This window comes from Streptomyces sp. NPDC059853, from assembly GCF_042731495.1.
Classification (GTDB): domain Bacteria; phylum Actinomycetota; class Actinomycetes; order Streptomycetales; family Streptomycetaceae; genus Streptomyces.
Map to the genome: position 1 here is coordinate 14,276 of NZ_JBHWJL010000013.1, position 26,142 is coordinate 40,417.

The 26,142-nt window shown below is 72.6% G+C and carries 21 protein-coding genes and 1 pseudogene; 15 read left to right on the top strand and 7 right to left on the bottom strand.

Going from position 1 to position 26,142, the window contains the following annotated elements:
* Positions 1–203 precede the first annotated feature (203 nt).
* Together ppdK and ACFV5N_RS02740 are read right to left on the bottom strand one after the other, a co-directional pair.
* Positions 204–2,876 carry a pyruvate, phosphate dikinase gene (gene ppdK / locus ACFV5N_RS02735; protein ID WP_385593144.1) on the bottom strand — a complete coding sequence of 891 codons (2,673 nt, stop codon included), beginning with the start codon at positions 2,874–2,876 and terminating at the stop codon, positions 204–206.
* Positions 2,877–3,158: 282 nt separating this feature from the next.
* The gene (locus ACFV5N_RS02740) at positions 3,159–4,400 is read right to left on the bottom strand and encodes an ROK family protein (RefSeq protein ID WP_385593096.1); all 1,242 of its coding nucleotides are present in this window, start codon (positions 4,398–4,400) and stop codon (positions 3,159–3,161) included.
* A gap of 151 nt (positions 4,401–4,551) precedes the next feature.
* Between ACFV5N_RS02740 and ACFV5N_RS02745 the strand changes: the two genes are divergently transcribed.
* From ACFV5N_RS02745 to ACFV5N_RS02760, 4 genes and pseudogenes are all read left to right on the top strand, one after another.
* The gene (locus tag ACFV5N_RS02745) at positions 4,552–6,009 is read left to right on the top strand and encodes a trehalase family glycosidase (protein WP_385593097.1); all 1,458 of its coding nucleotides are present in this window, start codon (positions 4,552–4,554) and stop codon (positions 6,007–6,009) included.
* A complete protein-coding gene (locus ACFV5N_RS02750; protein ID WP_385593100.1) occupies positions 5,954–7,930 on the top strand; it encodes a glycogen debranching N-terminal domain-containing protein in 1,977 nt (658 codons plus the stop codon). Before ACFV5N_RS02745 ends, ACFV5N_RS02750 begins: the two co-directional genes overlap by 56 nt.
* A 40-nt stretch (positions 7,931–7,970) precedes the next feature.
* A complete protein-coding gene (locus ACFV5N_RS02755; RefSeq protein WP_385593102.1) occupies positions 7,971–8,483 on the top strand; it encodes a tetratricopeptide repeat protein in 513 nt (170 codons plus the stop codon).
* A 262-nt stretch (positions 8,484–8,745) separates the two neighbouring features.
* Positions 8,746–9,867, top strand: a pseudogene (locus ACFV5N_RS02760) (Cmx/CmrA family chloramphenicol efflux MFS transporter); the annotation flags it as partial.
* 150 nt (positions 9,868–10,017) lie between these two features.
* Here the strand turns inward: ACFV5N_RS02760 and dusB are convergent.
* Positions 10,018–11,166 (bottom strand): tRNA dihydrouridine synthase DusB, encoded by a 1,149-nt coding sequence (gene dusB, locus ACFV5N_RS02765; RefSeq protein WP_385593105.1) that lies wholly within the window; start codon positions 11,164–11,166, stop codon positions 10,018–10,020.
* A 240-nt stretch (positions 11,167–11,406) separates the two neighbouring features.
* On the opposite strand from dusB, the gene ACFV5N_RS02770 reads away from it, so the two are divergent.
* On the top strand, positions 11,407–11,991 hold the full coding sequence (locus tag ACFV5N_RS02770; RefSeq protein ID WP_385593146.1) for a Uma2 family endonuclease: 585 nt from the start codon (positions 11,407–11,409) through the stop codon (positions 11,989–11,991).
* A gap of 64 nt (positions 11,992–12,055) precedes the next feature.
* On the opposite strand, the gene ACFV5N_RS02775 is transcribed toward ACFV5N_RS02770, so the two are convergent.
* On the bottom strand, positions 12,056–13,438 hold the full coding sequence (locus tag ACFV5N_RS02775; protein WP_385593108.1) for a glycine--tRNA ligase: 1,383 nt from the start codon (positions 13,436–13,438) through the stop codon (positions 12,056–12,058).
* A gap of 184 nt (positions 13,439–13,622) precedes the next feature.
* Between ACFV5N_RS02775 and ACFV5N_RS02780 the strand changes: the two genes are divergently transcribed.
* The 9 genes from ACFV5N_RS02780 (at position 13,623) to ACFV5N_RS02820 (ending at position 23,427) form a co-directional block, all read left to right on the top strand.
* Positions 13,623–14,636: a metal ABC transporter substrate-binding protein gene (locus ACFV5N_RS02780; protein ID WP_385593111.1), complete on the top strand. Its 1,014-nt coding sequence runs from the start codon at positions 13,623–13,625 to the stop codon at positions 14,634–14,636.
* 23 nt (positions 14,637–14,659) lie between these two features.
* On the top strand, positions 14,660–15,385 hold the full coding sequence (locus tag ACFV5N_RS02785; RefSeq protein WP_385593113.1) for a metal ABC transporter ATP-binding protein: 726 nt from the start codon (positions 14,660–14,662) through the stop codon (positions 15,383–15,385).
* A complete protein-coding gene (locus ACFV5N_RS02790; RefSeq protein WP_385593116.1) occupies positions 15,385–16,257 on the top strand; it encodes a metal ABC transporter permease in 873 nt (290 codons plus the stop codon). The genes ACFV5N_RS02785 and ACFV5N_RS02790 overlap by 1 nt, the downstream gene beginning before the upstream one ends.
* A 61-nt stretch (positions 16,258–16,318) precedes the next feature.
* On the top strand, positions 16,319–16,750 hold the full coding sequence (locus tag ACFV5N_RS02795) for a Fur family transcriptional regulator (RefSeq protein ID WP_026047845.1): 432 nt from the start codon (positions 16,319–16,321) through the stop codon (positions 16,748–16,750).
* Between the two features lie 42 nt (positions 16,751–16,792).
* Complete coding sequence (locus ACFV5N_RS02800; RefSeq protein ID WP_385593119.1) at positions 16,793–18,010, top strand: multiprotein-bridging factor 1 family protein; 1,218 nt, start codon at positions 16,793–16,795, stop codon at positions 18,008–18,010.
* A 71-nt stretch (positions 18,011–18,081) separates the two neighbouring features.
* Entirely contained in the window at positions 18,082–18,882 is an 801-nt protein-coding gene (locus ACFV5N_RS02805) for a toll/interleukin-1 receptor domain-containing protein (RefSeq protein ID WP_385593122.1), read from the top strand.
* Positions 18,883–18,893: 11 nt separating this feature from the next.
* Positions 18,894–20,831, top strand: a complete 1,938-nt coding sequence (locus ACFV5N_RS02810) for a hypothetical protein (RefSeq protein ID WP_385593125.1) — start codon at positions 18,894–18,896, stop codon at positions 20,829–20,831.
* Complete coding sequence (locus ACFV5N_RS02815; protein WP_385593128.1) at positions 20,828–21,820, top strand: hypothetical protein; 993 nt, start codon at positions 20,828–20,830, stop codon at positions 21,818–21,820. The genes ACFV5N_RS02810 and ACFV5N_RS02815 overlap by 4 nt, the downstream gene beginning before the upstream one ends.
* Positions 21,821–21,873: 53 nt before the next feature.
* Positions 21,874–23,427 carry a protein kinase gene (locus ACFV5N_RS02820; RefSeq protein ID WP_385593130.1) on the top strand — a complete coding sequence of 518 codons (1,554 nt, stop codon included), beginning with the start codon at positions 21,874–21,876 and terminating at the stop codon, positions 23,425–23,427.
* On the opposite strand, the gene ACFV5N_RS02825 is transcribed toward ACFV5N_RS02820, so the two are convergent.
* The 3 genes from ACFV5N_RS02825 to ACFV5N_RS02835 are packed head-to-tail and all read right to left on the bottom strand — an operon-like array spanning position 23,417 to position 25,543.
* A complete protein-coding gene (locus ACFV5N_RS02825; RefSeq protein WP_385593133.1) occupies positions 23,417–24,277 on the bottom strand; it encodes an isoprenyl transferase in 861 nt (286 codons plus the stop codon). The genes ACFV5N_RS02820 and ACFV5N_RS02825 overlap by 11 nt on opposite strands.
* Positions 24,278–24,325: 48 nt before the next feature.
* A complete protein-coding gene (gene recO, locus ACFV5N_RS02830; protein WP_385593135.1) occupies positions 24,326–25,075 on the bottom strand; it encodes a DNA repair protein RecO in 750 nt (249 codons plus the stop codon).
* Positions 25,076–25,135: 60 nt separating this feature from the next.
* Complete coding sequence (locus ACFV5N_RS02835; protein ID WP_385593138.1) at positions 25,136–25,543, bottom strand: RidA family protein; 408 nt, start codon at positions 25,541–25,543, stop codon at positions 25,136–25,138.
* A 115-nt stretch (positions 25,544–25,658) separates the two neighbouring features.
* Here ACFV5N_RS02835 and ACFV5N_RS02840 point away from each other — a divergent pair, with 115 nt between their 5' ends.
* Entirely contained in the window at positions 25,659–26,051 is a 393-nt protein-coding gene (locus ACFV5N_RS02840) for a winged helix-turn-helix transcriptional regulator (RefSeq protein ID WP_385593141.1), read from the top strand.
* Positions 26,052–26,142: the final 91 nt, after the last annotated feature.

A 26,142-nucleotide genomic window follows, 5' to 3' on the forward strand; every position in this document is an offset into this window, starting at 1 on the left:
GGGATCAGCGAACGGCCCAGCTCGCCTTCGCTGCTGACCAAGCCGCCCCACCCGGCGGCGCCCCCGACCGCGCCGGGCCCGCCAGGACGCACAGAGGGGGGCGGCGCCTCCGCACAGGCGCCGCCCCCGGGGTCCCCGTGAGGGGCCGGGAAGTCCGCCGGGTGAGGGTCGGGGTGGCGGGACTCCCGGTGGCTCGGGCCGCGTTACGCGTCGTGCGTGCGCGCCGTCGCCGCCCGGCCTGCTTCCAGACGGGCCACGGGGATGCGGAAGGGCGAGCAGGACACGTAGTCCAGGCCCACCTCGTCGAAGAAGTGCACCGACTCGGGGTCGCCGCCGTGTTCGCCGCAGACGCCGAGGTGCAGGTGCGGGCGGGTGGCCCGGCCGGCGCGGGCGGCCGTGCGCACCAGGGCGCCGACGCCGTCCCGGTCGATCGTCTCGAACGGCGAGACGCCGAAGATGCCCTTCTCCAGGTAGGCGGAGAAGAAGCTGGCTTCCACGTCGTCGCGGGAGAACCCCCAGACGGTCTGGGTGAGGTCGTTGGTGCCGAAGGAGAAGAAGTCGGCGCACTCGGCGATGCGCCCGGCCGTCAGCGCCGCCCTGGGCAGTTCGATCATCGTGCCCAGCGCGAGCGACAGTTCGACGCCGCGCCGCCGCGCGACCTCGGCGATGGCCGCCTCCGCCTCGTCCCGGACGATCTCCAGTTCCCGCACGGTGCCCACCAGCGGGATCATGATCTCCGCGTGCGGGTCCCCGCCGGCCGCGCGCCGGTCGGCGGCGGCCTCGGCGATGGCGCGTACCTGCATGGTGAACAGGCCGGGGACGACCAGCCCCAGCCGCACCCCGCGCAGCCCGAGCATCGGGTTCTGCTCGTGCAGCCGGCGCACGGCGGGCAGCAGCTCCCGGTCGTGCGGGTCGTCTCCGGTGGCCACCCGCACCGACAGGTCGGTGAGGTCCGGCAGGAACTCGTGCAGCGGCGGGTCCAGCAGCCGTACGGTCACCGGCTGCCCGTCCATCGCGGCGAACAGGTCGGCGAAGTCGCCGCGCTGGAGCGGCAGCAGGGCGCCCAGCGCCGCCTCCCGCTCGCTGTCCGTCCCGGCGAGGATCAGCCGTTCCACCAGCGCCCGGCGCTCGCCGAGGAACATGTGCTCGGTGCGGCACAGCCCGATGCCCTCCGCCCCGAACCGGCGGGCGCGCGCCGCGTCCTCGACCGTGTCGGCGTTGGCGCGTACGCCGAGGCGCCGCACCCGGTCCGCGTACCGCATGATCCGGTCCACGGCGCGCACCAGGTCGTCGTCCCCGGCGCCCGTGCCGTGCTCGAAGTAGTCGACGACGGCGGACGGGACGACCGGGACCCGGCCCCGGTACACGGTGCCGCTGGTGCCGTCGACGGAGAGGATCTCGCCTTCCTCGATCACCTGGCCGTCCGCCGTGGTGAACCGGCGCCCGGCGGTGTCGACCCGCAGGCCCTCGGCCCCGCAGACGCAGGTCTTGCCCATGCCGCGCGCCACGACGGCCGCGTGCGAGGTCTTGCCGCCGCGCGAGGTGAGGATGCCGCGGGCGGCGAGCATCCCGTCCAGGTCGTCGGGGTTGGTCTCGCGGCGCACCAGGATGACGTCCTCGCCGCGCGCCGCCCGTTCCACCGCGGTCGCCGCGTCGAAGACGGCCGCGCCGACCGCCGCGCCGGGCGAGGCGGCGAGGCCGGTGCCCAGCACGGTGCGGCCGGCGTCCCCGGCCGTCGTGTCGAAGCGCGGGAACATCAGCTGGGCCAGCTGCGGCCCGGTCACCCGGCGCAGCGCCTCGGGCTCGTCGATGAGGCCCTGGTCGAGGAGCTGGGTGGCGATGCGGAACGCGGCGGCCGCGGTGCGCTTGCCGACCCGGGTCTGGAGCATCCACAGGGTGCCGCGTTCGATGGTGAACTCGATGTCGCACAGGTCGCGGTAGTGGTTCTCCAGCGTCTCCATGATGCGCAGGAGCCCGCGGTAGGAGGCGGGGTCGATCCGCTCCAGGTCGGCGAGCGGCACGGTGTTGCGGATGCCGGCCACCACGTCCTCGCCCTGGGCGTTGGGGAGGTAGTCGCCGTACACGCCCTGGTGTCCGGTGGCCGGGTCGCGGGTGAAGGCGACGCCGGTGCCGGAGTCGGGGCCGAGGTTGCCGAAGACCATGGCGCAGACGGAGACGGCGGTGCCGAGGTCGTCGGGGATGCGCTCCTGGCGGCGGTACAGCCGCGCCCGGTCGCCGTTCCAGGACGCGAAGACGGCGCGGACGGCGAGGTCGAGCTGGGTGCGCGGGTCCTGGGGGAAGTCGTGTCCCGTCGTGTCGCGCACCAGGTCCTTGAAGGTGGTGACCAGGGCGCGCAGCCGTTCGGCGTCCAGGTCGACGTCGCTGCTGACCCCGGCCGTGTGCCGGGCCTCCTCCAGGGCGTGTTCGAAGCGTTCCCCGTCGATGCCGAGGACCGTCTTGCCGAACATCTGGATGAGGCGCCGGTAGGAGTCCCAGGCGAACCGTTCGTCCCCGGAGCGGTCGGCCAGGGCGGTCACCGAGGTGTCGGACAGGCCGATGTTGAGGACGGTGTCCATCATGCCGGGCATCGAGAATCTGGCCCCGGACCGCACCGACACCAGCAGCGGGTCGGCGCCCTGCCCGAGCCGCCTGCCCATCCGGCGCTCCAGCGCGTCGAGGTGCGCACTCACCTCGTCGCGCAGTCCGGCGGGTTCGGTGCCGGTGGCGAGGTAGGCCCGGCACGCCTCGGTGGTGAGGGTGAAGCCGGGCGGGACGGGGAGGCCCAGCCGGGTCATCTCGGCGAGGTTGGCGCCCTTGCCGCCGAGCAGGTCCTTCATGTCCTTGTCGCCCTCGGAGAAGTCGTAGACGAACTTCACCGGGCGGGTGGGCTGGGACGAGGGGGGAGATATCGAGGGTGGTTCCACGGTCTGTGTCACGAGACTCGACTCCTTGGAGGGTCCCCCGGACGGGATCCGGGGGCTGGTGCTGTCTGCCCTGACAGCGGGAGAGTACCCCGGCGCACGCTCATCTGAGCGCTTATTCCATCATACGTGGAGCAGTGCACCCGCACAAAAGGGGCAGAGAGGGTGTCAACCCCCGCGAAACGACACCTGGTTCCAGGGAAAGTTTGAGTAAAGAAGGCGCCCGGTCCCGGCCGGTCAGCCCTGCCGCGCCGCGCCCGCCCGCGCCAGCTCCGCCAGCCGCGCGTCCGCCCGGTCCGGCGCGTAGAGGTACTCCACGACCATGGCCCCGGCCCCGGCCAGACCCGCCCGGTCCCCCAGCCGGCCCGTCACGACCTGGAGTTCCGCCGTGATCCGCGGCATCGCCCGCTGGTACAGCAGCTCCCGCACCCCGGTCAGGAACGGCGGCCCCGCCAGATCCCCGGCGATCACCAGCACCCCCGGGTTCAGCAGGGTCACCACCGTGGCCAGCACCTCCCCCACCTGCCGCCCGGCCGCCCGCGCCAGGCGCACCGCGTCCGGCTGCCCGATCGCCAGCTGATCGCGCACCCCGGACCCCGACGCCACCGGCACCCCGGCCGCCGTCAGCTGCTCCGCCAGCGCCCGCCCGCTGGCCACCGCCGCCAGACAGCCGTAGGACCCGCACCGGCACAGCGCGTCCGGGAAACCGGTCAGCCGGATGTGCCCGATATCCCCGGCGCCGCCGTCGATCCCCCGGTACATCTCCCCGTCGACCACGACCCCGGCACCGATCCCGGTCCCCACCTTGACCAGCAGAAACGCCGAGCAGTCCGGGAATCCCAGGCGCTGCTCGGCGTACGCCATCACATTGGCGTCGTTCTCTATCAGCACCGGCAGCCGCTCCGCCGCGGACTCCCCGCCGTGCCGCACCAGCGCCGCCCGCAGCTCCTCGCGCACCGGGAAGCCGTCCCAGCCCGGCATCATCGGCGGCTGGACGATCTCCCCCGAGCCGAAATCGACCGGCCCCGGCACCGAGAGCCCGACCCCGCACACCAACCCCAGACCGGCCCCCGCCTTGGTCAGCAGCTCCGCGAACCAGGACGCCAGCCGGTCCAGCACCACCACCGGGCCGTCGTCGATCAGCAGCCGCCCGGAGTGCTCGGCCAGCACCTCCCCGTTCAGATCGAGGACAGCCGCCCGCGCGTGCCGGGTCTCCAGATCGGCAACCAGCACCACCGCGTGCGACCCGTCGAACTCCAGCCTGACCGCGGGCCGCCCACCGGTCGGATCGGCCACCGGATCACCCGCGTGCTCGCGCACCCATCCGGCCCGGAAAAGCTGGTCGAGACGGGCGGAGACAGTGGACCGTGACAGCCCGGTGACCCGCTGCAACTCCCCCCGGGTACCCGCCTGTCCCCGCCGGATCAGCCGCAGCAGATGCCCCGCGCTGGCCTGGGTCGCGGGCTTGGGCTGGCTCATGGGCACCGGTCCGTCTCCGGTAGCGATCTGATGACGTTCGCCACTTCATCTTGTGATGGAGATATTACAGCGCTACTTTTGCGTGTTAAGTAGACGTAACTCTACGGTGTCCTCGACAAAAACGGCGGCCCCGACCTGCACCGGAGTACACGTGGAACGAGCCGACCAGCCCAGCTCCCGCCACCCCCTCACCCCCGACGCGATCTCCGCCTACGACGGTGCCTGCCACGTACTCCTCGACAACTGGACCGGCTCCTCCACCGTGCCCTCGCGCGGCCTCTACCCCCACCAGTGGAGCTGGGACTCCGGGTTCATCGCCATCGGACAGCGCCACCTGTCGTCCCTGCGCGCCCAGCAGGAACTGGAGACGCTGCTCGCCGCCCAGTGGGGTGACGGCCGGATCCCGCACATCGTGTTCAACCCCGAGGTGCCGCTGACCGCCTACTTCCCCAGCCCCGACTTCTGGCACAGCACCACGGCCGGACGCGGCGCCGGAGCCGGCGCCCCCCGCCACGTCGAGACCTCCGGCATCGTCCAGCCACCCCTCCACGCGCTCGCCGCCTGGCTGGTCCACCGCGCCGACCCCGACACCTCCCGGCGGCGCGGCTTCCTGGCCCGCGTCCACCCCAAGCTGGTCGCCTGGCAGCGCTACCTCACCGAACGCCGCGACCTCGGCGGCCACGGACTCGCCGCCATCGTCCATCCGTGGGAATCCGGCATGGACAACAGCCCCAGCTGGGACCAGCCGCTCGCCGCCGTGCCGCCCGCCGCGCCCGGCTCCTTCACCCGCGCCGACCTCGCGCACGGCGCGCCCTGCGACCGGCCCACCGACCTCGACTACGGCAAGTACGTCCGGCTCGCCCTCGACTACCGCGACCACGGCTACCGCGACGACCTCGCCCCGCACCCCTTCGCCGTCGAGGACCCGGCCTTCAACGCGCTGCTCATCGCCTCCGAGCACGCGCTCGCCGAGATCGCCATGGAGATCGGCGAGGACCCCTCCGACCACCTGGTGCGCGCCGAGACCGCCACCACCGCGCTGCGCAAGCGGCTGTGGGACGAGGAGGCCGGCCAGTTCTTCAGCTACGACGTACGCGCCGGCGCCCCGGTGCGCGAGCGCAGCGCCGCCGGGCTGATCCCGCTGATCGTCCCCGGGCTCCCCGAGAGCATCAGCGACGCGCTCATCGCCACCATGACCGGGCCGCACTTCGGCCTCGGCACGGCCACCGCCCTGGTGCCCAGCTACGCGCTCACCGGCGCCGCCTTCGACGCCAGCCGCTACTGGCGCGGGCCCGCCTGGTTCAACGTCAACTGGCTCCTGGAACGCGGCCTGCGCCGGTACGGGGCGCGCCGCCGCGCCGCCGCGCTGCGCACCGCGATGCTGCGGGCCGCCACCGACTCGCGGTTCACCGAGTACGTGGACCCGTACACCGGCGCGGCCCGGGGCAGCCGCGCGTTCGGCTGGACGGCCGCGCTCACCATCGACCTGCTGGCCCAGGGCGCCACCGAGGGCCTGAGCACCACCACAACCGAACACACCGAGCCGCGGCCCTATGCCGCAGGGGGGCTTCGTGACCACCTCCACGCATCACCAACAGCTCGTCCATGACGGGACCTTCGCGGCGGTGGGTCCCTCGGGGGACATCACCGGCGAACGCGGGGCCCGGCCCGACGGCCTGTTCGCGCGGGACGCCCGGCACCTCAGCCGCTGGCAGCTGACGATCGACGGCAGCAGCCCGACCGTCCTGGTGCCGCCCTCGGACGAGCTGACCGCCACCGCCACCGCGGTCGTCACCCGGCCGGGCAGCCGCGCCGAGGCACCGGCGCACACCGTCTTCCGGCGGCAGACCGTCGGCTCCGGCACCTTCACCGAACGGCTGCGGCTGCGCAGCAACCGGGGCGAGGAGTCGACCGTCCTGCTGGCGCTCACCGTGGACGCCGACTTCGCCGACCAGTTCGAACTGCGCTCCGACCACCGCTGGTACGAGAAACCGCACGCGGTGCGCACCCGCCGGTTACTCCCCGACGGCGTCGAGTTCGGGTACCGGCGCCGGGACTGGGAGGCGAGCACCGTCGTCACCGCCGAGCCCGCGCCCGACGCCGTCGAGGAGACCGGCAGCGGGGCGCGGCGGCTGTGCTGGGTGCTGCGGCTGCCGCCGCACGGCATCGCCGAACTGCTGCTGAAGGTCACCGCCCGCCCGCACGGCGCCCCCGCGCCCCGGCCCGTCCCCGCGCTGCCGGAGCAGCCCGGTACGGACAGGACCGGCGTGGACGAGCCCGCGTCCTCCGGCTGGCCGGAACTCGACCTGGCCTGCGCCCGGGGCCTGGCCGACCTCGACGGGCTGCGGATGGCCGCCACCGGCCCCGAGGGCGAGACCGTCGCCGTACCGGCGGCCGGCGTGCCCTGGTTCCTCACCCTGCTCGGGCGGCACGCCCTCATCACCTCGCTCTTCGCCCTCCGGGAGCGCCCGGAGCTGGCCCGCGGCACCCTGCTGGCGCTGGCCGCCACCCAGGCCCGCACCGAGGACCCGGCGCGCATCGCCCAGCCCGGCAAGATCGTCCACGAGGTGCGCCACGGCGAACTGGCCCACTTCCGGCAGGTGCCGTACGACCGCTACTACGGCTCGGTCGACAGCACCCCGCTGTTCCTGGTGCTGCTGGAGGCGTACGCCGCCGTCCACGACCCGGAACCTGCCGCCCGTCTTGAAGCGCACGCGCGGGCGGCGGTGCGCTGGATGCTCACCGACGGCGGCCTGGAGGAGCACGGCTATCTGCGGTACCGCGCGGACGAGGGCGGGCTGGCCAACCAGAGCTGGAAGGACTCCGCCCGCGCCATCTGCTTCGCCGACGGCTCCCCCGCCAAGGGCGTCATCAGCGCGGCCACCGCCCAGGGGTACGCCTACGACGCCCTGATCCGTACCGCGCGCCTGGCCCGCACCGTGTGGGACGACCCCGGCTGGGCGGACCGGCTGGAGGAGACGGCCGCCGGTCTGCAAAACCGTTTTCTCCGCGACTTCTGGCTGCCCGCCGACCGCTTCCCGGCCCTCGCCCTGGACGGCACCGGCCGCCGCGCCGACGCGCTCGGCTCGGACGCGGGCCATCTGCTGTGGTCGGGCATCCTCGACCGGGAGCGGGCCGAGGCGGTGGCCGGCCGGCTGCTGTCCCCCGCGTTCTTCTCCGGCTGGGGCATCCGCACCGTGGCCGGCGGCCAGGGCGCCTACCACCCGCTCTCCTACCACCGGGGCGGAGTGTGGCCGCACGACAACGCGGTCGCGGCGCTGGGCCTGGCCCGGTACGGGCTGCACGAGCAGGCCCGTACGGTGGCCGGCGCGGTCGTGGACGTGGCCGCCCGCAGCGGCTGGCGGCTGGCCGAGGTGATCGCGGGCTACGACCGCGAGGACAGCCTGGGCCCCGTCCCTTACCCGCACGCCTGCTCCCCCCAGGCCTGGTCGGCGGCGGCCCCGCTCGCCCTGCGCACGGCGGTGGGCGCGGCGGTGCGGCAGGTACGGGAACCGGCCACCACGGCATAACCGGGTGACGGCCGGGCGGGCGCCGTGCGACAGTCACGCCATGCAGAACGACGATCCGTGCGACGGCGGCTGGGACGAGCGGCTGGCGGCCCTGTGGGACGCCGTCGACGACCTCGAACCGGCCGCCTTCCGGGCCCGTATGGGCGCGCTCGCGGCCGAGCGGCCGGGAGAGGCGCGCGCGCTGTTCGAACTGGCCTCCGCCCACGACGCCACCGACAGCGAGGAGGAGGCGGCCCGCTACTACGAGGCGGCCTTCGCCGCCGGGCTCTCCGGGGACCTGCGCGTGCAGGCCGTCATCCAGTACGCCAGCACCCTGCGCAACCTCGGCCGGGCACAGGAGGGCGCGGACCTGCTGAGCGCCGAACGCGCCACCGGGGGCGCGGACGGGCCGCTGGCGGACGAGATCAGTACGTTCGCCGCGCTCGCGCTGCTCGACCTGGGGCGGGACCGGGAGGCGGCGCTGCTGGCCCTGCGCGCGCTGACCCCCCATCTCAGCAGCTACCGGGCCTCGGTGACCGGATATCTCGACGCACTGGAGCGGGAAGGCTGCTAGCCTGACGGCCATGTCGAGCCCCGAGGCGTCCAGAAGCTAGCCACCGGTCATCCGGTGGCGCCGGCCGAGCCCGCTCGACGGATTCCCCCGTCCCGGCACACTCCGTGCCGCCCCGTGCTCTCCGCGTGCGCACCCCCGCCCCTTGGCGCGGGCGGTGCCGCCCGCCGTGCCCCGCGCCCGATCGACCGGTGCCGTGAACCCTTTCCGGTATCCCACCGATCACCCACGGAGCTTCCGCATGTCCCACGAACCCAGGGCCCGTATGCCCCTGGCCGTGCACCTTCTCGCCCTGGCGGTCTTCGCCCAGGGCACCTCCGAGTTCATGCTGGCCGGCCTGGTGCCGGACATCGCCGCCGACCTCGGGGTCACCCTCGCCGACGCCGGTCTGCTCACCTCCGCCTTCGCGGTGGGCATGGCGGCCGGCGCCCCGCTCATGGCCCTGCTCAGCCGCACCTGGCCGCGCCGGGCCACCCTCACCGGCTTCCTCGCCGTCTTCGTCCTCGCCCATGTCGTCGGTGCGCTGACCGGCAGCTTCGCCGTCCTGCTCGCCACCCGGGTGGCCGGGGCGCTGGCGAACGCCGGGTTCCTGGCCGTCGGGCTGAGCACCGCCACCGCCCTCGTGCCCGAGCGGGCCAAGGGCCGGGCGCTGGCCGTCCTGCTCGCGGGCACCACCGTCGCCTGCGTCGCCGGGGTGCCCGGCGGGGCGTGGCTCGGCCAGCTGTGGGGCTGGCGGGCGGCGTTCTGGGCGGTGGCGCTGGTGACCCTGCCCGCCGTCGTGGCGGTACTGGCGTCCGTCCCGGCGGCGCCCGGCGGCGCGGACGCCCCGGCGGCCGGGGCCCGCGCGGAGCTGCGGGTACTGCGCCGGCCCCGGCTGCTGCTGATGCTGCTGCTCGGCGCGCTGGTCAACGGCGCGACGTTCTGCTCGTTCACCTACCTCGCGCCCGTCGTCACCGACATCGCCGGGCTCGGCGACGGGGCGGTCCCGGCGCTGCTGATGCTGTTCGGCACCGGCGCGTTCCTCGGGGTGCGGATCAGCGGCCGGTACGCCGACTCCCGTCCGCTGCCGCTGCTCGTCTGCGGGGGCGCGGCGCTGGCGGCGGGCTGGACGGTGTTCGCGCTGACCGCCGCGCACCCGGCGGCGGTGGTGGCGCTCGCCCTGGTGCAGGGCGCGCTGTCGTTCGCGGTGGGCGGCACCCTGATCTCCCAGGTGCTGTACGCGGCGGCCGGCGCACCGACGCTGGCCGGCAGCTTCGCCACCGCCTGCCTCAACATCGGGGCGGCGGCCGGCCCCTGGCTGGGCGGCGTCGCGCTGACCGGCGGCCTCGGACTGCGCGCCCCGCTGTGGCTGAGCGCCGCGCTGGTGACGGCGGCGCTGCTGACAGCGGGTACGGCGGCGGCAGTCGCCCGGCGCCGGGACGGCGGCCGGGAGGACACGGGCGAGCCGTCCCCGCCCGGACGGCCCCGGCCGGCTGACCGTGGCGGGGCCCGGGGCGCCCGCACTCGGGCGCCCCGGAGCCCCGGCCCGGCCGTCGGCCTAACCCCCGGAGGTGTCCAGCTCGGCGTCCGCCGCCACCCCCGCGCAGTCGTACGGGTCGCCGAGCCAGCCGTCCGGCAGCGCGACCCGGTTGCGCCCCGAGGTCCGTCCCCGGGGGCCGTCCGCCCCCGGGGGCCACTCCTGCGTCAGATCCAGCTCGCCCAGCAGCGCGGACAGCTCGTCCAGCGAGCCGGCCACCGCCAGCTTCCGGCGGGCTTCCGAGCCGACCGAGAAGCCCTTGGTGTACCAGGCGACATGCTTGCGGAAGTCGATGACGCCGCGTGCCTCGTCGCCCAGCCACTCCCCCAGCAGCCGGGCGTGCCGCACCATGACCTCGGCGACCTGCTCCAGCGTGGGGCGCGCGTACGCCTGCGGCCCCCGGCCGTCGAAGGCGGCCACCAGATCGCCGAACAGCCACGGCCGGCCCAGGCAGCCGCGTCCCACGACCACCCCGTCGCAGCCGGTCTCGCGCATCATCCGCACCGCGTCGTCCGCCGTCCAGATGTCGCCGTTGCCGAGCACCGGGATCTCCGGCACGGCCTCCTTCAGCCGGGCGATCGCCGACCAGTCGGCCTCGCCGCCGTAGTGCTGCGCCGCCGTGCGGCCGTGCAGCGCGATCGCCGTCACGCCCTCCTCGACCGCGATCCGGCCCGCGTCGAGGTAGGTGAGGTGGTCGTCGTCGATGCCCTTGCGCATCTTCATCGTCACCGGCAGCCCGCCCGCGTGCCGGACGGCCTCGCGGAGGATCGCGCGCAGCAGCGGACGCTTGTACGGCAGGGCGGAGCCGCCGCCGCGCCGGGTCACCTTGGGGACGGGGCAGCCGAAGTTGAGGTCGATGTGGTCGGCCAGGTCCTCCTCCGCGATCATGCGGACGGCGCGGCCGACGGTGCCGGGATCGACCCCGTAGAGCTGGATGGAGCGCGGCTTCTCGGCGGCGTCGAAGTGGACGAGCTGCATGGTCTTCTCGTTGCGCTCGACCAGGGCCCGGGTGGTGATCATCTCGCTGACGAACAGCCCGCGGCCCCCGGAGAACTCCCGGCACAGGGTGCGGAACGGCGCGTTCGTGATCCCGGCCATGGGGGCGAGCACCACGGGCGGGTCGACGGTGTGCGGTCCGATCTGGAGGGAGGGTACGGGCGGTGCGGTCATCCGCCCATTGTCCCGTATCCGGCCGGCGGCGGTCGCCCGGAGCCCGGCCCCTCCCCCGTCGCACCGTGCACCGGGCCACCGCCGTCTTCCACCAACCCGCGCACGCCGACGACGCCCTCGCCGCCGTCGTCGCCCTGCTGCTGCGCGGCCTGCGGGGCTGAGCACCGGACACGGGGCGCTGTCAGTAGCCACTCCTCCACTTTGTGTGGTTACTGGCCCGGGCGCCTGAGGAGGTGCATCATGACGATGGTGATAGAGCGACCGATGTCGATACCGTCCCCGGCACTGTTCGAGGAGCTGTGTCAGACGCTGGAGGAGATGGAGGTGCCCGAGGGGTATCGGGCGGAGATCACCGGGGGAAAGATCATCATGTCGTCATGGTCGCAGGGGTATTACCTGGACATCATGGAGTCCCTGGCGGATCAGCTCCGGCCCCACCTCCCCGCGGGGCACCGGGTGAGTGTCGCTCCCTGCCTCTACATCTTTCCCGAGATGAGCCGTGCGTTCGGCCCCGATCTCCACGTGGCGGACGTCCAGGCCACCCGGATCCGCAGTCCGCGGCTGCCGGGGCACGCCCTGTCGCTCGTCGCCGAACTGACCTCGGCGTCCACGGCGGATGTCGACCGGTACGACAAGGTGGAGTGCTACGGGGTGGCGGGCGTCCCGGTCTACCTCCTGGTGGATATGCAGAAGGGCAGCCTCACCGTGTACACAGCACCCTCCGCCCAGGGCTACCAGCAGCAGAACACCGTGCTGTTCGGCCCGACGGTGGCGCTCCCCGCACCGTTCGACTGCGCGATCGACACCGCGGGGTGGGAGAAGTGACCCGGTAACGGCCGTGGCCCGGCCCCGCCGGCGCGGGACCGGGCCACGGTGGGACGTGTACTGCTCAGCAGCCGATCAGGCGGCTGGCCAGGTAGGACTCGATCTGGTCCAGCGAGACGCGCTCCTGCTTCATGGTGTCGCGCTCGCGCACGGTCACCGCGTTGTCCTCCAGGGTGTCGAAGTCGACGGTGACGCAGAACGGCGTACCGATCTCGTCCTGGCGGCGGTAGCGGCGGCCGATGGCGCCCGCGTCGTCGAACTCGATGTTCCAGTGCTGGCGCAGCGCGGTCGCCAGCCCCTTCGCCTTCGGGGACAGCTGCGGGTTGCGGGACAGCGGCAGCACCGCGACCTTGACCGGCGCCAGCCGCGGGTCGAAGCGCATCACGACGCGCTTCTCCAGCTTGCCCTTGGCGTTGGGCGCCTCGTCCTCGACGTAGGCGTCGAGCATGAACGCCAGCATGGCCCGGCCGACACCGGCGGCCGGCTCGATGACGTAGGGGGTCCAGCGCTCGCCGGCCTCCTGGTCGAAGTAGCTGAGGTCCTGGCCGGAGGCCTTGGAGTGCGCGCTCAGGTCGTAGTCCGTGCGGTTGGCCACGCCCTCCAGCTCACCAAACTCCGAGCCGCCGAAGTTGAAGCGGTACTCGATGTCGGCGGTGCGCTTGGAGTAGTGCGACAGCTTCTCCTTCGGGTGCTCGTACCAGCGCATGTTCTCCTCGCGCAGGCCGAGGCCGCGGTACCAGTTCCAGCGCTGCTCCATCCAGTAGATCTGCCACTGCTCGTCCTCGCCGGGCTTGACGAAGAACTCCATCTCCATCTGCTCGAACTCGCGGGTGCGGAAGATGAAGTTGCCGGGCGTGATCTCGTTGCGGAACGACTTGCCCATCTGGGCGATGCCGAACGGCGGCTTGCGCCGCGAGGTCTGCTGCACGGAGGCGAAGTTGGTGAAGATGCCCTGCGCGGTCTCCGGGCGCAGGTACGCCACCGAGCCCGAGTCCTGAGTCGGGCCGAGGTGGGTGGACAGCAGGCCGGAGAACTGCTTGGGCTCGGTGAAGGTGCCCTTGTTGCCGCAGTTCGGGCAGTTCAGCTCGCTCAGACCGGTGGCGGGGAGGTGGCCGTGCTTGGCCTCGTACGCCTCCTCCAGGTGGTCCGCGCGGTAACGCTTGTGGCAGGAGGTGCACTCGGTGAGCGGGTCGGTGAAGGTCGCGACGTGACCGGATGCCTCCCACACCTCGGTGGCCAGAATGACGGAGGAATCGATCCCGACCACGTCGTCGCGCGAGGTGACCATCGAACGCCACCACTGGCGCTTGATGTTCTCCTTCAGCTCCACGCCCAGCGGACCGTAGTCCCAGGCGGCGCGCTGCCCGCCGTAGATCTCGCTGCACGGGTAGACGAAGCCACGGCGCTTGCTGAGGCTGACGATAGTGTCGATCTTGTCGGCGGCCACGGTGCTCTCTTCAGGACGACGATGGAGTGGCCCCAGATTACCGGCGTACGAGGGGGCCGCAGCAAATCGTGAGGGCCGGATCACCGGCGGGTATCGGGGCCATCGGGAAGCCATCGGGAGGTACCGGTCACATACTCGGTCCAACGTTTGACAATGGTTTCCATCCCACTTGAAAATGGCTGTCATGAGCAGACGACGCCGCCCCCGGATATCCCCCGCCCGCACGCTGGCCGCCGGTGCTGCGGCCCTCGGCGTGCTCACCCTGACCGCCTGCGGATCGGACTCCGGCACGGCGGGCGGCGGCGGCGGCCCGGACGGCACCCTGGCCGTGACGGCGTCGTTCTACCCCATGGAGTTCCTGGCGGAGCGGATCGGCGGTGAGCACGTCACGGTCACCACGCTCACCAAGCCGGGCGTGGAGCCGCACGATCTCGATCTGAGTCCCAAGGAGACCGCCCGGCTGACCGAGGCGGACGTCATCGTGTATCTCAAGGGGCTCCAGCCGGCCGTCGACGAGGCGATCGCCCAGTCCGGCGTCGGGAACATCGTCGAGGCCACCTCGTTCACGTCCCTGGAGGCGCACGGGACGGACGAGGACCACGCGCACGACGACGAGCACGGCGACGACGAGCACGACGACCACGGACATGACCACGACCACGGTCACGACCACGGCGCCGAGGACCCGCACATCTGGCTGGACCCGGTGAAGTACGCCGAGGTCGCCCAGGGCGTCGGCGACGCGCTGGCCGAGGCCGACCCGGAAAACGCCGCCGACTACGAGGCCAACACCGAGGCGCTGATCGCCCAGCTCACCACCCTCGACGAGGAGTTCACCGCGGGCCTCGCCGAGACCGAGACCAGGACCTTCATCACCACCCACGCCGCCTTCGGCTACCTCGCCGAACGGTACGGGCTGCACGAGGAGGCCATCGCCGGCATCGACCCCGAGTCGGAGCCCAGCGCGGCCCGGCTGCGCGACCTGCACGAGGTCGCCGCGCGGGACAACGTCAGCACCGTGTTCTTCGAGACCCTGGCCAGCGACGCCACCGCCCGCACCCTCGCCGACGACCTCGGGCTGAAGACCGGCGTCCTCGACCCGCTGGAGGGAATCACCGACCGGTCCGCCGGCGCTGACTACCTGGAGGTCATGCGCGCCAATCTGGCGGCCCTGCGCGACGCGCTCGGCGCCTCGTAACGGACGGAAGGAAAGGACCCCGCATGGAACCGGCAGCGGACCCCGCCATAGCCGAGCCCCCGCTGACCCTGCGCGGCGTGCACGCCGAGCTGGGCGGCCGGCCCGTGCTGCGCGGCATCGATCTGACCGTGGGGCGGGGCGAGGTGGTGGCCCTGCTCGGCGCCAACGGCTCGGGCAAGTCCACGGCGGTCCGCGCGGCGGTCGGCCAGGTGCCGGTCACCGGCGGCGAGCTGGCGCTGTTCGGCACTCCGGTGCGGCGGTTCCGCGACTGGCGCCGGGTGGGGTACGTACCGCAGCGCTCCACGGCGGCCGGCGGGGTGCCCGCGACCGTACGCGAGGTGGTCTCCGCCGGGCGGCTCGCGCGGCGCCGGCTGCGGCCCCTGGGGCGCGCGGACCGGGCGGCGGTGGACCGGGCGCTGGAGCTGGTCGGCCTCGCCGACCGGTCCAGGGACCCGGTGGAGGCCCTGTCCGGCGGCCAGCACCAGCGGGTGCTGATCGCCCGGGCGCTGGCCGGCGAGCCGGAGCTGCTGATCATGGACGAGCCGCTGGCCGGCGTCGACCTGGCCAGCCAGCGGATCCTGGCGGACACCCTGCGCAGCCAGCTGGCGCAGGGCGTGTCCACCCTGGTCGTCCTGCACGAGCTGGGCCCGCTGGAGCCGCTGATCACCCGCTCGGTCTCCCTGTCGGCGGGCCTGGTGGAAGCCACCAACGCCTGCCATCCGCACGAGCTGGAAACGGGGATCCTGTGATGCTGGACCTCCTGGATTACGCCTTCATGCAGCGGGCCCTGCTGGCCGCGCTGCTGATCGGGGTGGCCGCGCCCGCGGTGGGGATCTTCCTCGTCCAGCGGCGCCAGGCCCTCATGGGCGACGGCATCGGACACGTGGCCCTGACCGGGGTGGCGCTGGGGTTCCTCCTCCAGGCCAACCCGGTGTGGATGGCGGTCCTGGTCTCCTCGCTCGGCGCGGTCGCCATGGAGCTGCTGCGCTCCTCGGGGCGGGCGCGCGGGGACATCGCGCTGGCGATGCTGTTCTACGGCGGCATGGCGGGCGGCGTCATGATCATCAACCTGGCGCCCGGCGGCTCGACCGCCAACCTCACCACCTACCTGTGGGGCTCGATCACCACCGTCTCCCCGCAGGACATCACGGCGATCTGCGTCCTGTCGGCGTTCGTGCTGTGCGTGGCGCTGGGTCTGCGCCGGCAGCTGTTCGCCGTCTGCCAGGACGAGGAGTTCGCCCGGGTCTCCGGGCTGCCGGTCCGCGCCCTGAACCTCCTGCTCGCGGTCACGGCCGCGGCCACGGTGACGGTCGCCATGCGGGTGGTGGGGCTGCTGCTGGTGAGCGCGCTGATGGTGATCCCCGTGGTGACGGCCCAGGCGGTCACCCGCGGCTTCAAGGCGACCCTGATTCTCTCGATGGGCGTGGGCGTGCTGGTCTCGATCTCCGGTACCGTCACCTCGTACCACGCGGACGTACCGCCCGGCGCGACGATCGTCCTGATCGCCCTCGGCGTCTTCGCGGTGGTGTCGCTGCTGGCCCTGCCCCTGGCCCGGCGCCGCGCCCGCCGGGCGGCGCGGCCGTCCCCCGCCACCGAGAACGCCCTGGCGGCCCGGCCCTAGCCGAGCCGCTACCCTTGGGGCGCACAAGGACGCCCAGCACCAGCAGGGAGCAGTGGTAGACGTGGACACGCCAGGACCCCCGGTCCGTGGCCGGTCGACCCGCCAGCGTGCGGCGGTGGCGGCGGCGCTGGCCGAGGTGGACGAGTTCCGCAGCGCGCAGGAGCTGCACGACATGCTCAAACACCGCGGCGACTCGGTCGGCCTGACCACCGTCTACCGGACCCTCCAGTCACTGGCGGACGCCGGCGAGGTCGACGTCCTGCGCACCAGCGACGGCGAAGCCGTCTACCGCCGGTGCAGCACCGACGACCACCATCACCACCTGGTCTGCCGGATCTGCGGCAAGGCCGTGGAGGTGGAAGGCCCGGCGGTGGAGAAATGGGCCGAGGCGGTGGCCCGCGACCACGGCTTCACGGACGTCGGCCACACCGTGGAGATCTTCGGCACCTGCGACGAATGCACGGCGGCAAGAGGAAACGGGAAACACCCCTGACCACCTTGTGAGCCCCTCTCGTGGTGCCGCACGCTTTTCGCTGTGACGGACACCCGATTCGGCAGCGAATTACGCAGACTGCGGGAAGAAGCCGGGCTGAGCCTGGCCCGGCTGGCGCAGAAGATCCATTACAGCAAAGGCCATCTGAGCAAAATCGAGCGGGGCGACAAGCAGCCACCCCCTCAATTGGCACGCCTGTGCGACACCGCCCTGAACGCGAACGGCCGGCTCACCGCACTCGCCGCACCGCAGGGTGAAGGGGTACGGCGCCGCGCCGCAGTACGTGCGGGGACGGCATCCGTCCTGGTAGCAAGCATGGCCGGCGCGGATCCAGCTCCGGCGGCGGCAGCGACCTCGGCCACACCGGAAGAGGGCGCCTCGCTGACCTTCCTGCGCTCGCTGTTCGACCAGTTCCGCCAGCTCGGCCAGGTAGCCGGCCCGCGGGCGGTGCTCCCGGCGCTGACCGCCCAGACCCGGGCCGTCACCGACCAGGCCAACCGCACCGGCGAACCCGTCCGGCGGGGACTGCTCCTCCTCGGTTCCCGCTACGCCGAGTTCACCGGCTGGATGGCCCAGGAGGCGGGCGACAGCGACTCGGCGCAGCGCTGGACCGATCACGCGGTCGGCCTGGCGGAAGCGGGCGGTGACCACGACCTGGCCCACTACGCGCTGGTGCGGCGCGCGCTGATCACCATGTACGCCGGGGACGCCGACGCGACCATCACCCTGGCCCGTGCCGCTCAGCACTCCTCGGCACCGCCCCGGATCCGGGGCCTGGCGGCCGTCCGGGAGGCACAGGGCCACGCCCTCGACGGCAACGAAACCGCCTGCCGACGCAGCCTGGACCGGGCCCGTGACCTGCTCTCACGCGACCCGGGTGACTCCCCGGCGCCGGTCATCGGCACCTCGAACGTGGGCGACCCGGCCGCGATGGCCGAGGGCTGGTGCCTGTACGACCTGGGCCGCCCCGCCGAAGCGGCGGCGGTACTCGACCACCAGCTGGGCCGGCTGGGCACCGGCGCCATGCGTTCCCGCGCCCGCTTCGGCATCCGCCGCGCGCTGGCCCACGCGACGGCGGGCGAGATCGACCACGCGTGCGCGGTGACGGACGCCCTCCTCCGCTCGGTCGATGTCGTCGACTCGGCCACCATCGGCACCGACCTGCGCCGCCTGCACCGCGAACTGAACCGGTTCGCCACCCACGGAGCGGTGCGGGAACTCTCCCCGCGCATCACCGCTTCACTGCGGCCCGCCGGCTGACGACCGCCCCTCGCCGCAGTTTCACTTCCCGACCTTCAGCAGTCTCTCCCCACCAGAAAGGTGATCCTGTCATGCCCAATTCTCCGGAAGTCTTCATCAATTACCGTACGGGCGATGAGGAAATGGCGGCCGTGCACATTCAGAGCGAGCTGGCCCGCCGCTTCGGACGTGACCGCGTGTTCTACGCCAGCCACTCCATCCAGGCGGGAAAGGACTACGAGAAGGAACTGGAAGACGCCATCCGGCGCTGCCGGATTCTCCTGGCCATCATCGGCCGGAAGTGGGCCGCGTTCCCCGCCCGAACAGGCGGCCGGGCCCTGGACAGTGAGACCGACTGGACACGCCGGGAGATCCTTCAGGCCCACGAGTTCGGCATCCCGGTCATCCCGGTGCTGATCAGCCGCGAGATGACCCGCCTGACGGAGACCGAACTGCCGGAGGCACTGGCTTTCCTCGCGAAGGCGCAGTACGTGCGTTTCGAACACCGGTCCCAGGTGGACCTTGATCACATCGTGGACGAGGTCTTGCAGTATGTGCCGGAGCTCGCGGCCCGGGGCATGCGGGAGACCAACGGGGAGGACGCGCCCCCCGCGCCCGGTCCCGGGTCGATCAGCAACTCCGTCAGCGGACGTGTGGGCACGTCGCACCAACTGAGCGACGTGACCGGAGGCGTGCATACCGACAACTCTCGTGTCACCCATAACTCCCCCAACTCCGGAACGGTCATCAACCAGCCCTCGGGTTCGGTGCACACCGGTTCCGGGGCGATGATCTCAGGGGATGTGCGGGGAACGGGTCTGAACTTCGGTTCCGGCCAAGTGAATGTCGGATCCCCTCAGCGCGACGATGACACACCGGAGTCCGGCCGGTGAATCCCAACTCGGTGATCGGAGCTCTCCTCAACCAGGCCAGCGGACCTGTCCACACCGGCAGCGGCACTCAGGTGGTTTTCCACACCACTTCGGACGGAACTCTGTCCGTCCGACGCGACCGGCGGGTCATCGCCGAGGCCTATCTGCGCTGGCTCACCCAGCGCTTCGTCTCCCCCGGCGGCTTCGGCGCCGCCCAGTCACTGCTGGAGGAGCACGGCGTGGCCCTCCTCTCCGGTGCCGCCGGTACCGGCCGGCGCAGTGCGGCCATGATGCTGTTGCGGCCTCCCCGGTCGGCCGTGCGGGGGATCACCGAGCTCAACGACACGCCGGACAGTCCCGGCGAGCCGATTCTCGATCCGGAGACGGTGGAGAGCGGCGACAGGCTCTTCCTCGACCTCACCCGCACCGGCCCCCATCCGCTCTCCGTCATCCGCGGCAGACTGGCCGCCTACTACACCGAGATCCGGGCACGCGGCGCCCAGCTCGTCGTCGTCCTGCCGCCGGACCACGACTTCACCCCGGCCGAACTGCGGCCTTTCACCGCCCGTCTCGGGCGCCCGGACAGTACCGAGGTGTTGCAGCGCTATCTGCGTCTGGACGGGCAGATCCGGCTGCGGCGTGCCGACGTCCGGTATCCACCGCTCGACAAACGCCTGTCCGGCGCTTCCATGGGCCAGACCGCCGAGCTGGCCATACTCATCGGCTCGGCCCGGCAGACCCAGCAGGGCGACTCGTTCGCCCAGTGGTGCGACCACGCACTGCTCGCCACCCGCCCCTGGACCCGCGACGTCAGCAACCGCATCGCCCGGCACCGGCGGGGCTGGCAGCGTGCCCTGCTGATCTCCGCCGCCATGCTCAACGGCGCGCTCGGTGAGTCCGTCCTCAAGGCCACGCAGATTCTGTACGACGTCCTCGACCAGCCCCCGGAGGAACCCGGCACTCCGCTGGAGCGCGCCGATCTCTCCCAGTTGCTCGCCGCTGTCGACGCCGAGACCGACGCGTACGGCCGGGTGCGCTTCACGCAGCTCGCCTACGACCGGGCCGTACGGTTCCACTTCTGGACCAATCGGCCCGATCTGCGGGACGCCTTCCGGGTGTGGGTGGACCGGGTGGCCCGTGAAGTGACGCTGAATTCCGATGAACGCGCGGCCCTCATGGACCGGTTCGCCGAGCAGTGCCTGCGCACCGGCCGCCCGGAGGACCTGGAGGCACTGGCCCGCAGCTGGACCGGCCCGGGTGCCGGGCGCGAACTCATGGCGGTCGCCGCCGATGCTCTGGAGCGCGGCCTGCGCAGCGAGGAGTACGCCGGCAGGTTCAGGAACACCCTCTACCTCTGGTGCACGGACCGGACCATCACCGACAAGCTCCGCACGGTGATCGCCGGTGTGTGCACGGGCGTCATCGCACACACCCACCCGCACCAGGCGTTGGTCCGGCTGCATCAGCTCGCCAGGCGCGAGGACCACGCGGGCGCCACTCCCGTGGCGCTGGAGGCACTGCGCCAGCAGGTGGTGGACCCTCGGAAACTGCGCTTCATGCTCGGCCGGCTCGCCAATCCGCCCGAGGGAAGCCGGCCCTGGGAACTCGATGCCCGGTTCTTCCTCGAACTCGCCGACCCCTTCCGTCTCACCACCCCGCCCGCGCCGCTCATCCTCCGGCCCGGCCTCCCGGACGTGCTCACCGCCGGCTGGCGCGTGGTGCTCGAACGGGAGCCGTGCGAACGGTGGCGGGAGGCACTGGGGAGGTGGCTGCACGCGTGTGCCGAGGGCCGCAGCCCGGAACTGCTGCTCACGGTGCTGGTGAACGCCGCACGCCATCACCCGTACCACCTTCAGGAGATGTACGCGGCGGCCCGCCACTGGGCCCATGCCGCACCCGAGCGGCTGCCGATCACCCATCTTCTGCTGGACACCATCGACCTCGCACAGGAAGAGGAACCCGTCGGATGACCTCCAACCACAAGACCCTGATGGGCTATCTGACGGTGCTCTCCGTCCTGTTGTTCCTCATCATCGGCATCAGCCTGGACTGGCCCCAGTGGTCCTGGAGCATCCTGGCCCTCACCGTGCTGTGCACCCTCGCGGCCACGGCCACGCGTACACGCGAGGAGCCCTCCGCCGACGCCGGATACCTCCCCCAGCCGTCCTTCGACGGGCCCCGGTACCGGGAGCACCGCGTCGAGCGGGTGGCCCTGCCCACCGCTGCCCCGGACTACCACGTCGAGTTCTCGGCCACCGTCCGCTGGTACGAGACGGGCTCCGGGGACGGTTCCCCGTATCCGCTGGACGGGGCGGCGCTCGCCGCCGGGTCCGTGATCGCCCGGGCCCAGGCGGTGACCGGCCGGGGGCATCCCTCACAGGTCTCCCTCACGCAGCACTTGCTCAGCGGGGAGCTGGGAGTCGCGGCCCCCGACGACCGCCGGCTGGTCGTGGCGATGGCCCGGGACATCTCGCTCTCCCTTCCCGGGCCCGACCGGGAGCGGCTGGAGAAGCTGGCCCGGGTCCGCAAGGACGAGGAGGTGTGGGAACACGAGCGCCACCACGAACGGAGCAAGCGCGCCTACCTGGGGGACGACGTGCTCAAGGATCCGGGCAGCGCCCTCGTGTGGTGGCTGTCCAGGGACGAGAGCAAGCTGCACGAAACGGTGGATCTCATCGGTCTGTTCACCCTGCTGTCGGCCGCGGCCAACAATCAGGAGCTCCCCGATGCCGCCGCCTCCCCGCTGAACCCCTCGGAGCCGGTGGAGGACACCCCTCTCACCGAGTCGGAACGGACGGTCGTGGAGGCGCTGGTCGATCTGATGCGCCACGCGGACATCTCCGTCGACAACACCCTGTTCATCGATCGGATCATCAAAATCCTGGAGAACTCCGGCCGGCCCGCAGCCGCCGAGGAAATCCGGCGGGCCTTCGTGCCCGGGGCGGGGCCTGACGACTGACACACCCGGCGCGTACGCTGAGTTTCCTTGTCGCCGGGGGAGATGGGGGCAGCGTGGCGGGGAGTCTGTTCGTGGGGCCGGAGGGGGCCGCGGACCGGTATCGGCTGGTGCGGTCCATCGGGCGGGGTGGCGAGGCCGTGCTGTATCTCGCCGAGATCGAGTTGTCCGGGGGCACCGAGCCCGTGGTCGTCAAGGTGCTGGACATGCGGCGGACGGTCAGCCGGCAGCGGTTCGCCGAGATCAGCGCCAAGTGGAACGAGCAGGCCGAGCTGTTGCGGTTCGCGCACCGGGTCGGGGTGGTCGGGGTCCGCGAGCACTTCGAGGGGCCGCCGCCCCACCCGGCCGGGCGGGGCGCGCCGACCACCGGGCGGGCGCTGTGTCTGGTGATGAACCATGTGGACGGGCTCGATCTGCGGGACTGGCGCGCCGAGTTGTCGCCGGAGCTGGCGCTGCCCGCCGAGCGGCGGGCCGTGCTGCGCACCCTCGAACAGCTCGCCGAGGTGCTCGACTGGCTGCACTCGGGCGCCGCCACGCCCTCCGGGCGCACCGTCATCCACGGCGATCTGTCGCCGGGCAATGTGATGGTGGACGCGGACGGCCAGGCGACGCTGGTGGACTTCGGGCTGAGCAAGCTGGCCACCGAGCATCACACCGCCGAGCCGTGGCTGACCCCGGGGTTCGCGGCGCCCGAGGTGTACGAGGGGAAGCGGTCGCCGGCCGCCGACCGGTACGCGTTCGGGGCGCTGGCGTACTTCCTGCTCAGCGGGCAGTCCCCGCCCACCACCCCGGAGGAGCTGCGGGAGGCGTTCGGCGCGCTGCCGGGGGTGGCGGGCTCCGCGACGCTGCCGCGGCTCTTCGAGGCCCGCCCGGAGCGCCGCCCGCACAGCCTGACCGGGTGGGTGCGGGAGGTGCGGGCGGTGAGCGCGCACACCGGGCGTGTCACGTCCCCGCCGCCGCCTCCGCCCTTCGCGCCCGCTCCGGGGCCGCGACGCCGCCGCGAGCTGCCGCTGCTGGCCGCCGGGGCGGTGGCGGCGATCGCGCTGGGCGGGGCCGGCGGCTATCTGCTGGCCGGTGGTTCCGGGGCGGACGGCGCCTCGGCCGCGCCGGAGGCGACCGTGACGGTGACCGTCACCCGGCCGGGGCCGGGCGACGGCGAGGAGGTGGGCGAGGAAGCCGGGGAGGAAGCGGGCGGGGAGATCATCCTGGATCCGCCGGAGACCGGCCCCGCGCCGCTGGTGTCGCTCGAACCGGTGAGCCTGCCCTACGGCGTGGTGCCCGAGCCCGTCCACATCGACGGCGTCGCGTACGAGGACTCCCTCAGCTTCAGCACCTGCGTCCTGGAGGAGCCGGTCTCCTACAACCTCGGCCGCTCCTGGACGTCGCTGCGCCTGACCGCCGGGTTCCACGACACCTCGGTGGAGGAGACCGTACGGTTCACCGTGCGCGGCGACGGGGAGGTGCTGGCGAGCCGGACCTTCACGTTCGGGGAGAGCGAGAGCTTCGACCTCGATGTCACGGACGTGCTGCGGCTGGAGCTGGAGGCGCTTCCCGAGTCGTACTGTTCCGACTGGGTCTTCGCCGTCGGCGATCCGGTCCTCAGCCGCTGACGTCCCCGCGCCGCTCGGCGGCGGCCTCCTGCGCGAGCAGGACCTCGTTGGGCAGTGCCCCGCCGAAGCGGCGGTCGCGGGAGGCGTACTCCACGCACGCGTCCCACAGGTCCCGCCGGTCGAAGTCCGGCCACAGGATGTCCTGGAACACCATCTCGGCGTAGGCGCTCTGCCAGATCAGGTAGTTGGAGGTGCGCTGTTCGCCCGAGGGCCGGATGAACAGGTCCACGTCCGGCATGTCGGCGTGGTACATGTACCGGGCGACGGTCTTCTCGGTGACCTTCGCCGGGTCGAGGCGCCCCGCCGCCACGTCCGCCGCGAGCCGGGCCGCCGCGTCGGCGATCTCCGCCCGGCCGCCGTAGTTGACGCACATGTACAGGGTCATCGCGTCGTTGTCGCGGGTGCGTTCCTCGGCGGCCTTGAGCTTGGTCACCACCGACTTCCACAGCCGGGGCTCGCGCCCGGCCCAGCGGATGCGGACGCCCATCGCGTCGAGTTCGTCGGTGCGCCGGTCGATCACATCGCGGTTGAACGCCATCAGGAAGCGGATCTCCTCCGGGGAGCGCTTCCAGTTCTCGGTGGAGAAGGCGTACAGGGAGAGGTTCTTGACGCCGAGTTCCAGGCAGCCCTTGACCACGTCCAGGACGACGGTCTCACCGACCTTGTGCCCCTCGGTGCGCGGCAGCCCGCGGTCCTTCGCCCAGCGGCCGTTGCCGTCCATGACGATCGCCACGTGCCGCGGGATCAGTTCACCCGGCAGCTTCGGCGGCTGCGCGCCGGAGGGGTGGGGATCGGGCGCCCGGTACTCACGGTGCTGCCGGGACAGGAACCGGCGCTGGACGGCGGCCATAGGGGACTCTCCACGGTTCGAAAGCTCTGCGGTCGAGCGTAACCCCGGTCAGCCCTTCTCCACGAATCTCAAGGACCGCAGCCCGCGCTCCAGATGCCAGTGCAGATACGCGGACACCAGCCCGCTCCCCTCCCGTACGTGCCGGCTCTCGGCGGCCTCCGCCGCCGGCCAGTCGCCGGTCAGCAGCGCGCCGAGCAGCCGCAGCGCCTCGGGCGAGGGGACGACGCTCCCGGGCACCCGGCAGTCGCCGCAGATCACCCCGCCCGCGGCGATGGAGAAGAAACGGTTCGGTCCGGGGAGCCCGCACTTGGCGCAGTCCTCGAAGCTGGGCGCGTAGCCGCCCATCGCCAGCGAGCGCAGCAGGAACGCGTCCAGCACCATGCCCGGCGTACGCTCCCCGCTCGCGAGGGTGCGCAGCCCGCCGACCAGCAGGAGGTACTGCTGGACGTTGGGCTCCCCCTCGTGGTCGGTGAAGCGCTCGGCGGTCTCCAGCATGGCCGTGCCGGCGGTGTAGCGGGCGTAGTCGGTCACGATGGGCTGCCCGTAGGCGGCGAGGGTCTCGGCCTGGGTGCACAGCGGCAGTCCGCGGCCGATCAGCTCGCTGCCGCGCGCGAAGAACTGCACGTCGACGTGCGAGAACGGCTCCAGCCGCGCCCCGAACTTCGACTTGGTGCGCCGCACGCCGCGCGCCACCGCCCGGACCCGTCCGTGGGTGCGGGTGAGCAGGGTGATGATCCGGTCCGCCTCGCCCAGCTTCTGGGTGCGCAGCACGATGCCGTCGTCGCGGAACAGACTCATGTGCGCATTCTGCCTCAGCCCGGGCCGTTCCCCGCCCGGCGGGGAACGGCCCCCGGCCGGTCAGTCGAGGACGGCGGTGACCTCGACCTCCACCAGATGGTCGGGGACGTCCAGGGCCGCGACCCCGATGAGCGAGGCGGGCGGGAGCGGAGTGATGCCCAGCCGGTCGGCTGCCCGGGCCACTCCGGACAGGAACACCGGCAGTTTGTCCGGCGTCCAGTCCACGACGTAGGCGGTCAGTTTCGCCGCGTCACGGAAGGTGGCACCGGCCGCGGCCAGCGCGGTGGCCACGTTCAGATAGCAGCGTTCGACCTGGGCGGCGAGGTCGCCCTCGCCCACCGTCGTCCCGTCCGCGTCCCAGGAGACCTGGCCGGCGACGAAGACCAGCTTCGAGCCGGTCGCGACCGACACCTGCCGGTAGGCGCCGATCTCGGGCAGTCCGGGCGGGTCGATCAGGGTGATGGCCATGGGTGGCTCCGTTTCCTCGGCATCGGGCGTCCGCACTCTCTTGCGGTTCCTTGGAAACCCTAGGAGAGTGAACGCTGACCTGGAAGAACGCACTTTTCCGTGACAGGGGAACCTGATGGTGACCAAGCAGTACAGCGGCCTGCCCGACGAGGCGGATCTGCGCCGCGCCGACTCCCTCGCCCGCGAGATCTTCTCGGACGTCGCCAACAAATGGGCCCTGCTGATCATCGAGGCCCTGGGCGAGCGCACCCTGCGCTTCAGCGAGCTGCGCGCGGAGGTCGAGGGCATCAGCCACAAGATGCTCACCCAGAACCTGCGCATGCTGGAACGCAACGGCCTGGTCCACCGCGAGGTGCACCCCACCGTGCCGCCGCGCGTCGAGTACACCCTGACCGGCCCCGGGCGCGGTCTGCGGGCCACCGTCGACACGATGTGCTCCTGGACCCACCAGAACCTGCGGCACATCGAGGACTCCCGCAGGCGCTTCGCCACCGGGTCCGCCGGCTAGCCGCTGGCGTCGCCGACCGGCCGTTCTTCCAGGGCAAGGGTCAGCAGGTGGTAGCCGAGCGCCTTGCCGTGTCCGTCGAGCGTGGCCGCCC

Coding starts and splice junctions, on each gene's coding strand:
- ACFV5N_RS02740 (WP_385593096.1), bottom strand. CDS start 4,400: ATGAGCCAGCCCAAGCCCGCGACCCAGGCCAGCGCGGGGCATCTGCTG.
- ACFV5N_RS02750 (WP_385593100.1), top strand. CDS start 5,954: ATGCCGCAGGGGGGCTTCGTGACCACCTCCACGCATCACCAACAGCTC.
- ACFV5N_RS02755 (WP_385593102.1), top strand. CDS start 7,971: ATGCAGAACGACGATCCGTGCGACGGCGGCTGGGACGAGCGGCTGGCG.
- dusB (WP_385593105.1), bottom strand. CDS start 11,166: ATGACCGCACCGCCCGTACCCTCCCTCCAGATCGGACCGCACACCGTC.
- ACFV5N_RS02770 (WP_385593146.1), top strand. CDS start 11,407: ATGACGATGGTGATAGAGCGACCGATGTCGATACCGTCCCCGGCACTG.
- ACFV5N_RS02780 (WP_385593111.1), top strand. CDS start 13,623: ATGAGCAGACGACGCCGCCCCCGGATATCCCCCGCCCGCACGCTGGCC.
- ACFV5N_RS02785 (WP_385593113.1), top strand. CDS start 14,660: ATGGAACCGGCAGCGGACCCCGCCATAGCCGAGCCCCCGCTGACCCTG.
- ACFV5N_RS02790 (WP_385593116.1), top strand. CDS start 15,385: ATGCTGGACCTCCTGGATTACGCCTTCATGCAGCGGGCCCTGCTGGCC.
- ACFV5N_RS02805 (WP_385593122.1), top strand. CDS start 18,082: ATGCCCAATTCTCCGGAAGTCTTCATCAATTACCGTACGGGCGATGAG.
- ACFV5N_RS02815 (WP_385593128.1), top strand. CDS start 20,828: ATGACCTCCAACCACAAGACCCTGATGGGCTATCTGACGGTGCTCTCC.
- ACFV5N_RS02825 (WP_385593133.1), bottom strand. CDS start 24,277: ATGGCCGCCGTCCAGCGCCGGTTCCTGTCCCGGCAGCACCGTGAGTAC.
- recO (WP_385593135.1), bottom strand. CDS start 25,075: ATGAGTCTGTTCCGCGACGACGGCATCGTGCTGCGCACCCAGAAGCTG.
- ACFV5N_RS02835 (WP_385593138.1), bottom strand. CDS start 25,543: ATGGCCATCACCCTGATCGACCCGCCCGGACTGCCCGAGATCGGCGCC.
- ACFV5N_RS02840 (WP_385593141.1), top strand. CDS start 25,659: ATGGTGACCAAGCAGTACAGCGGCCTGCCCGACGAGGCGGATCTGCGC.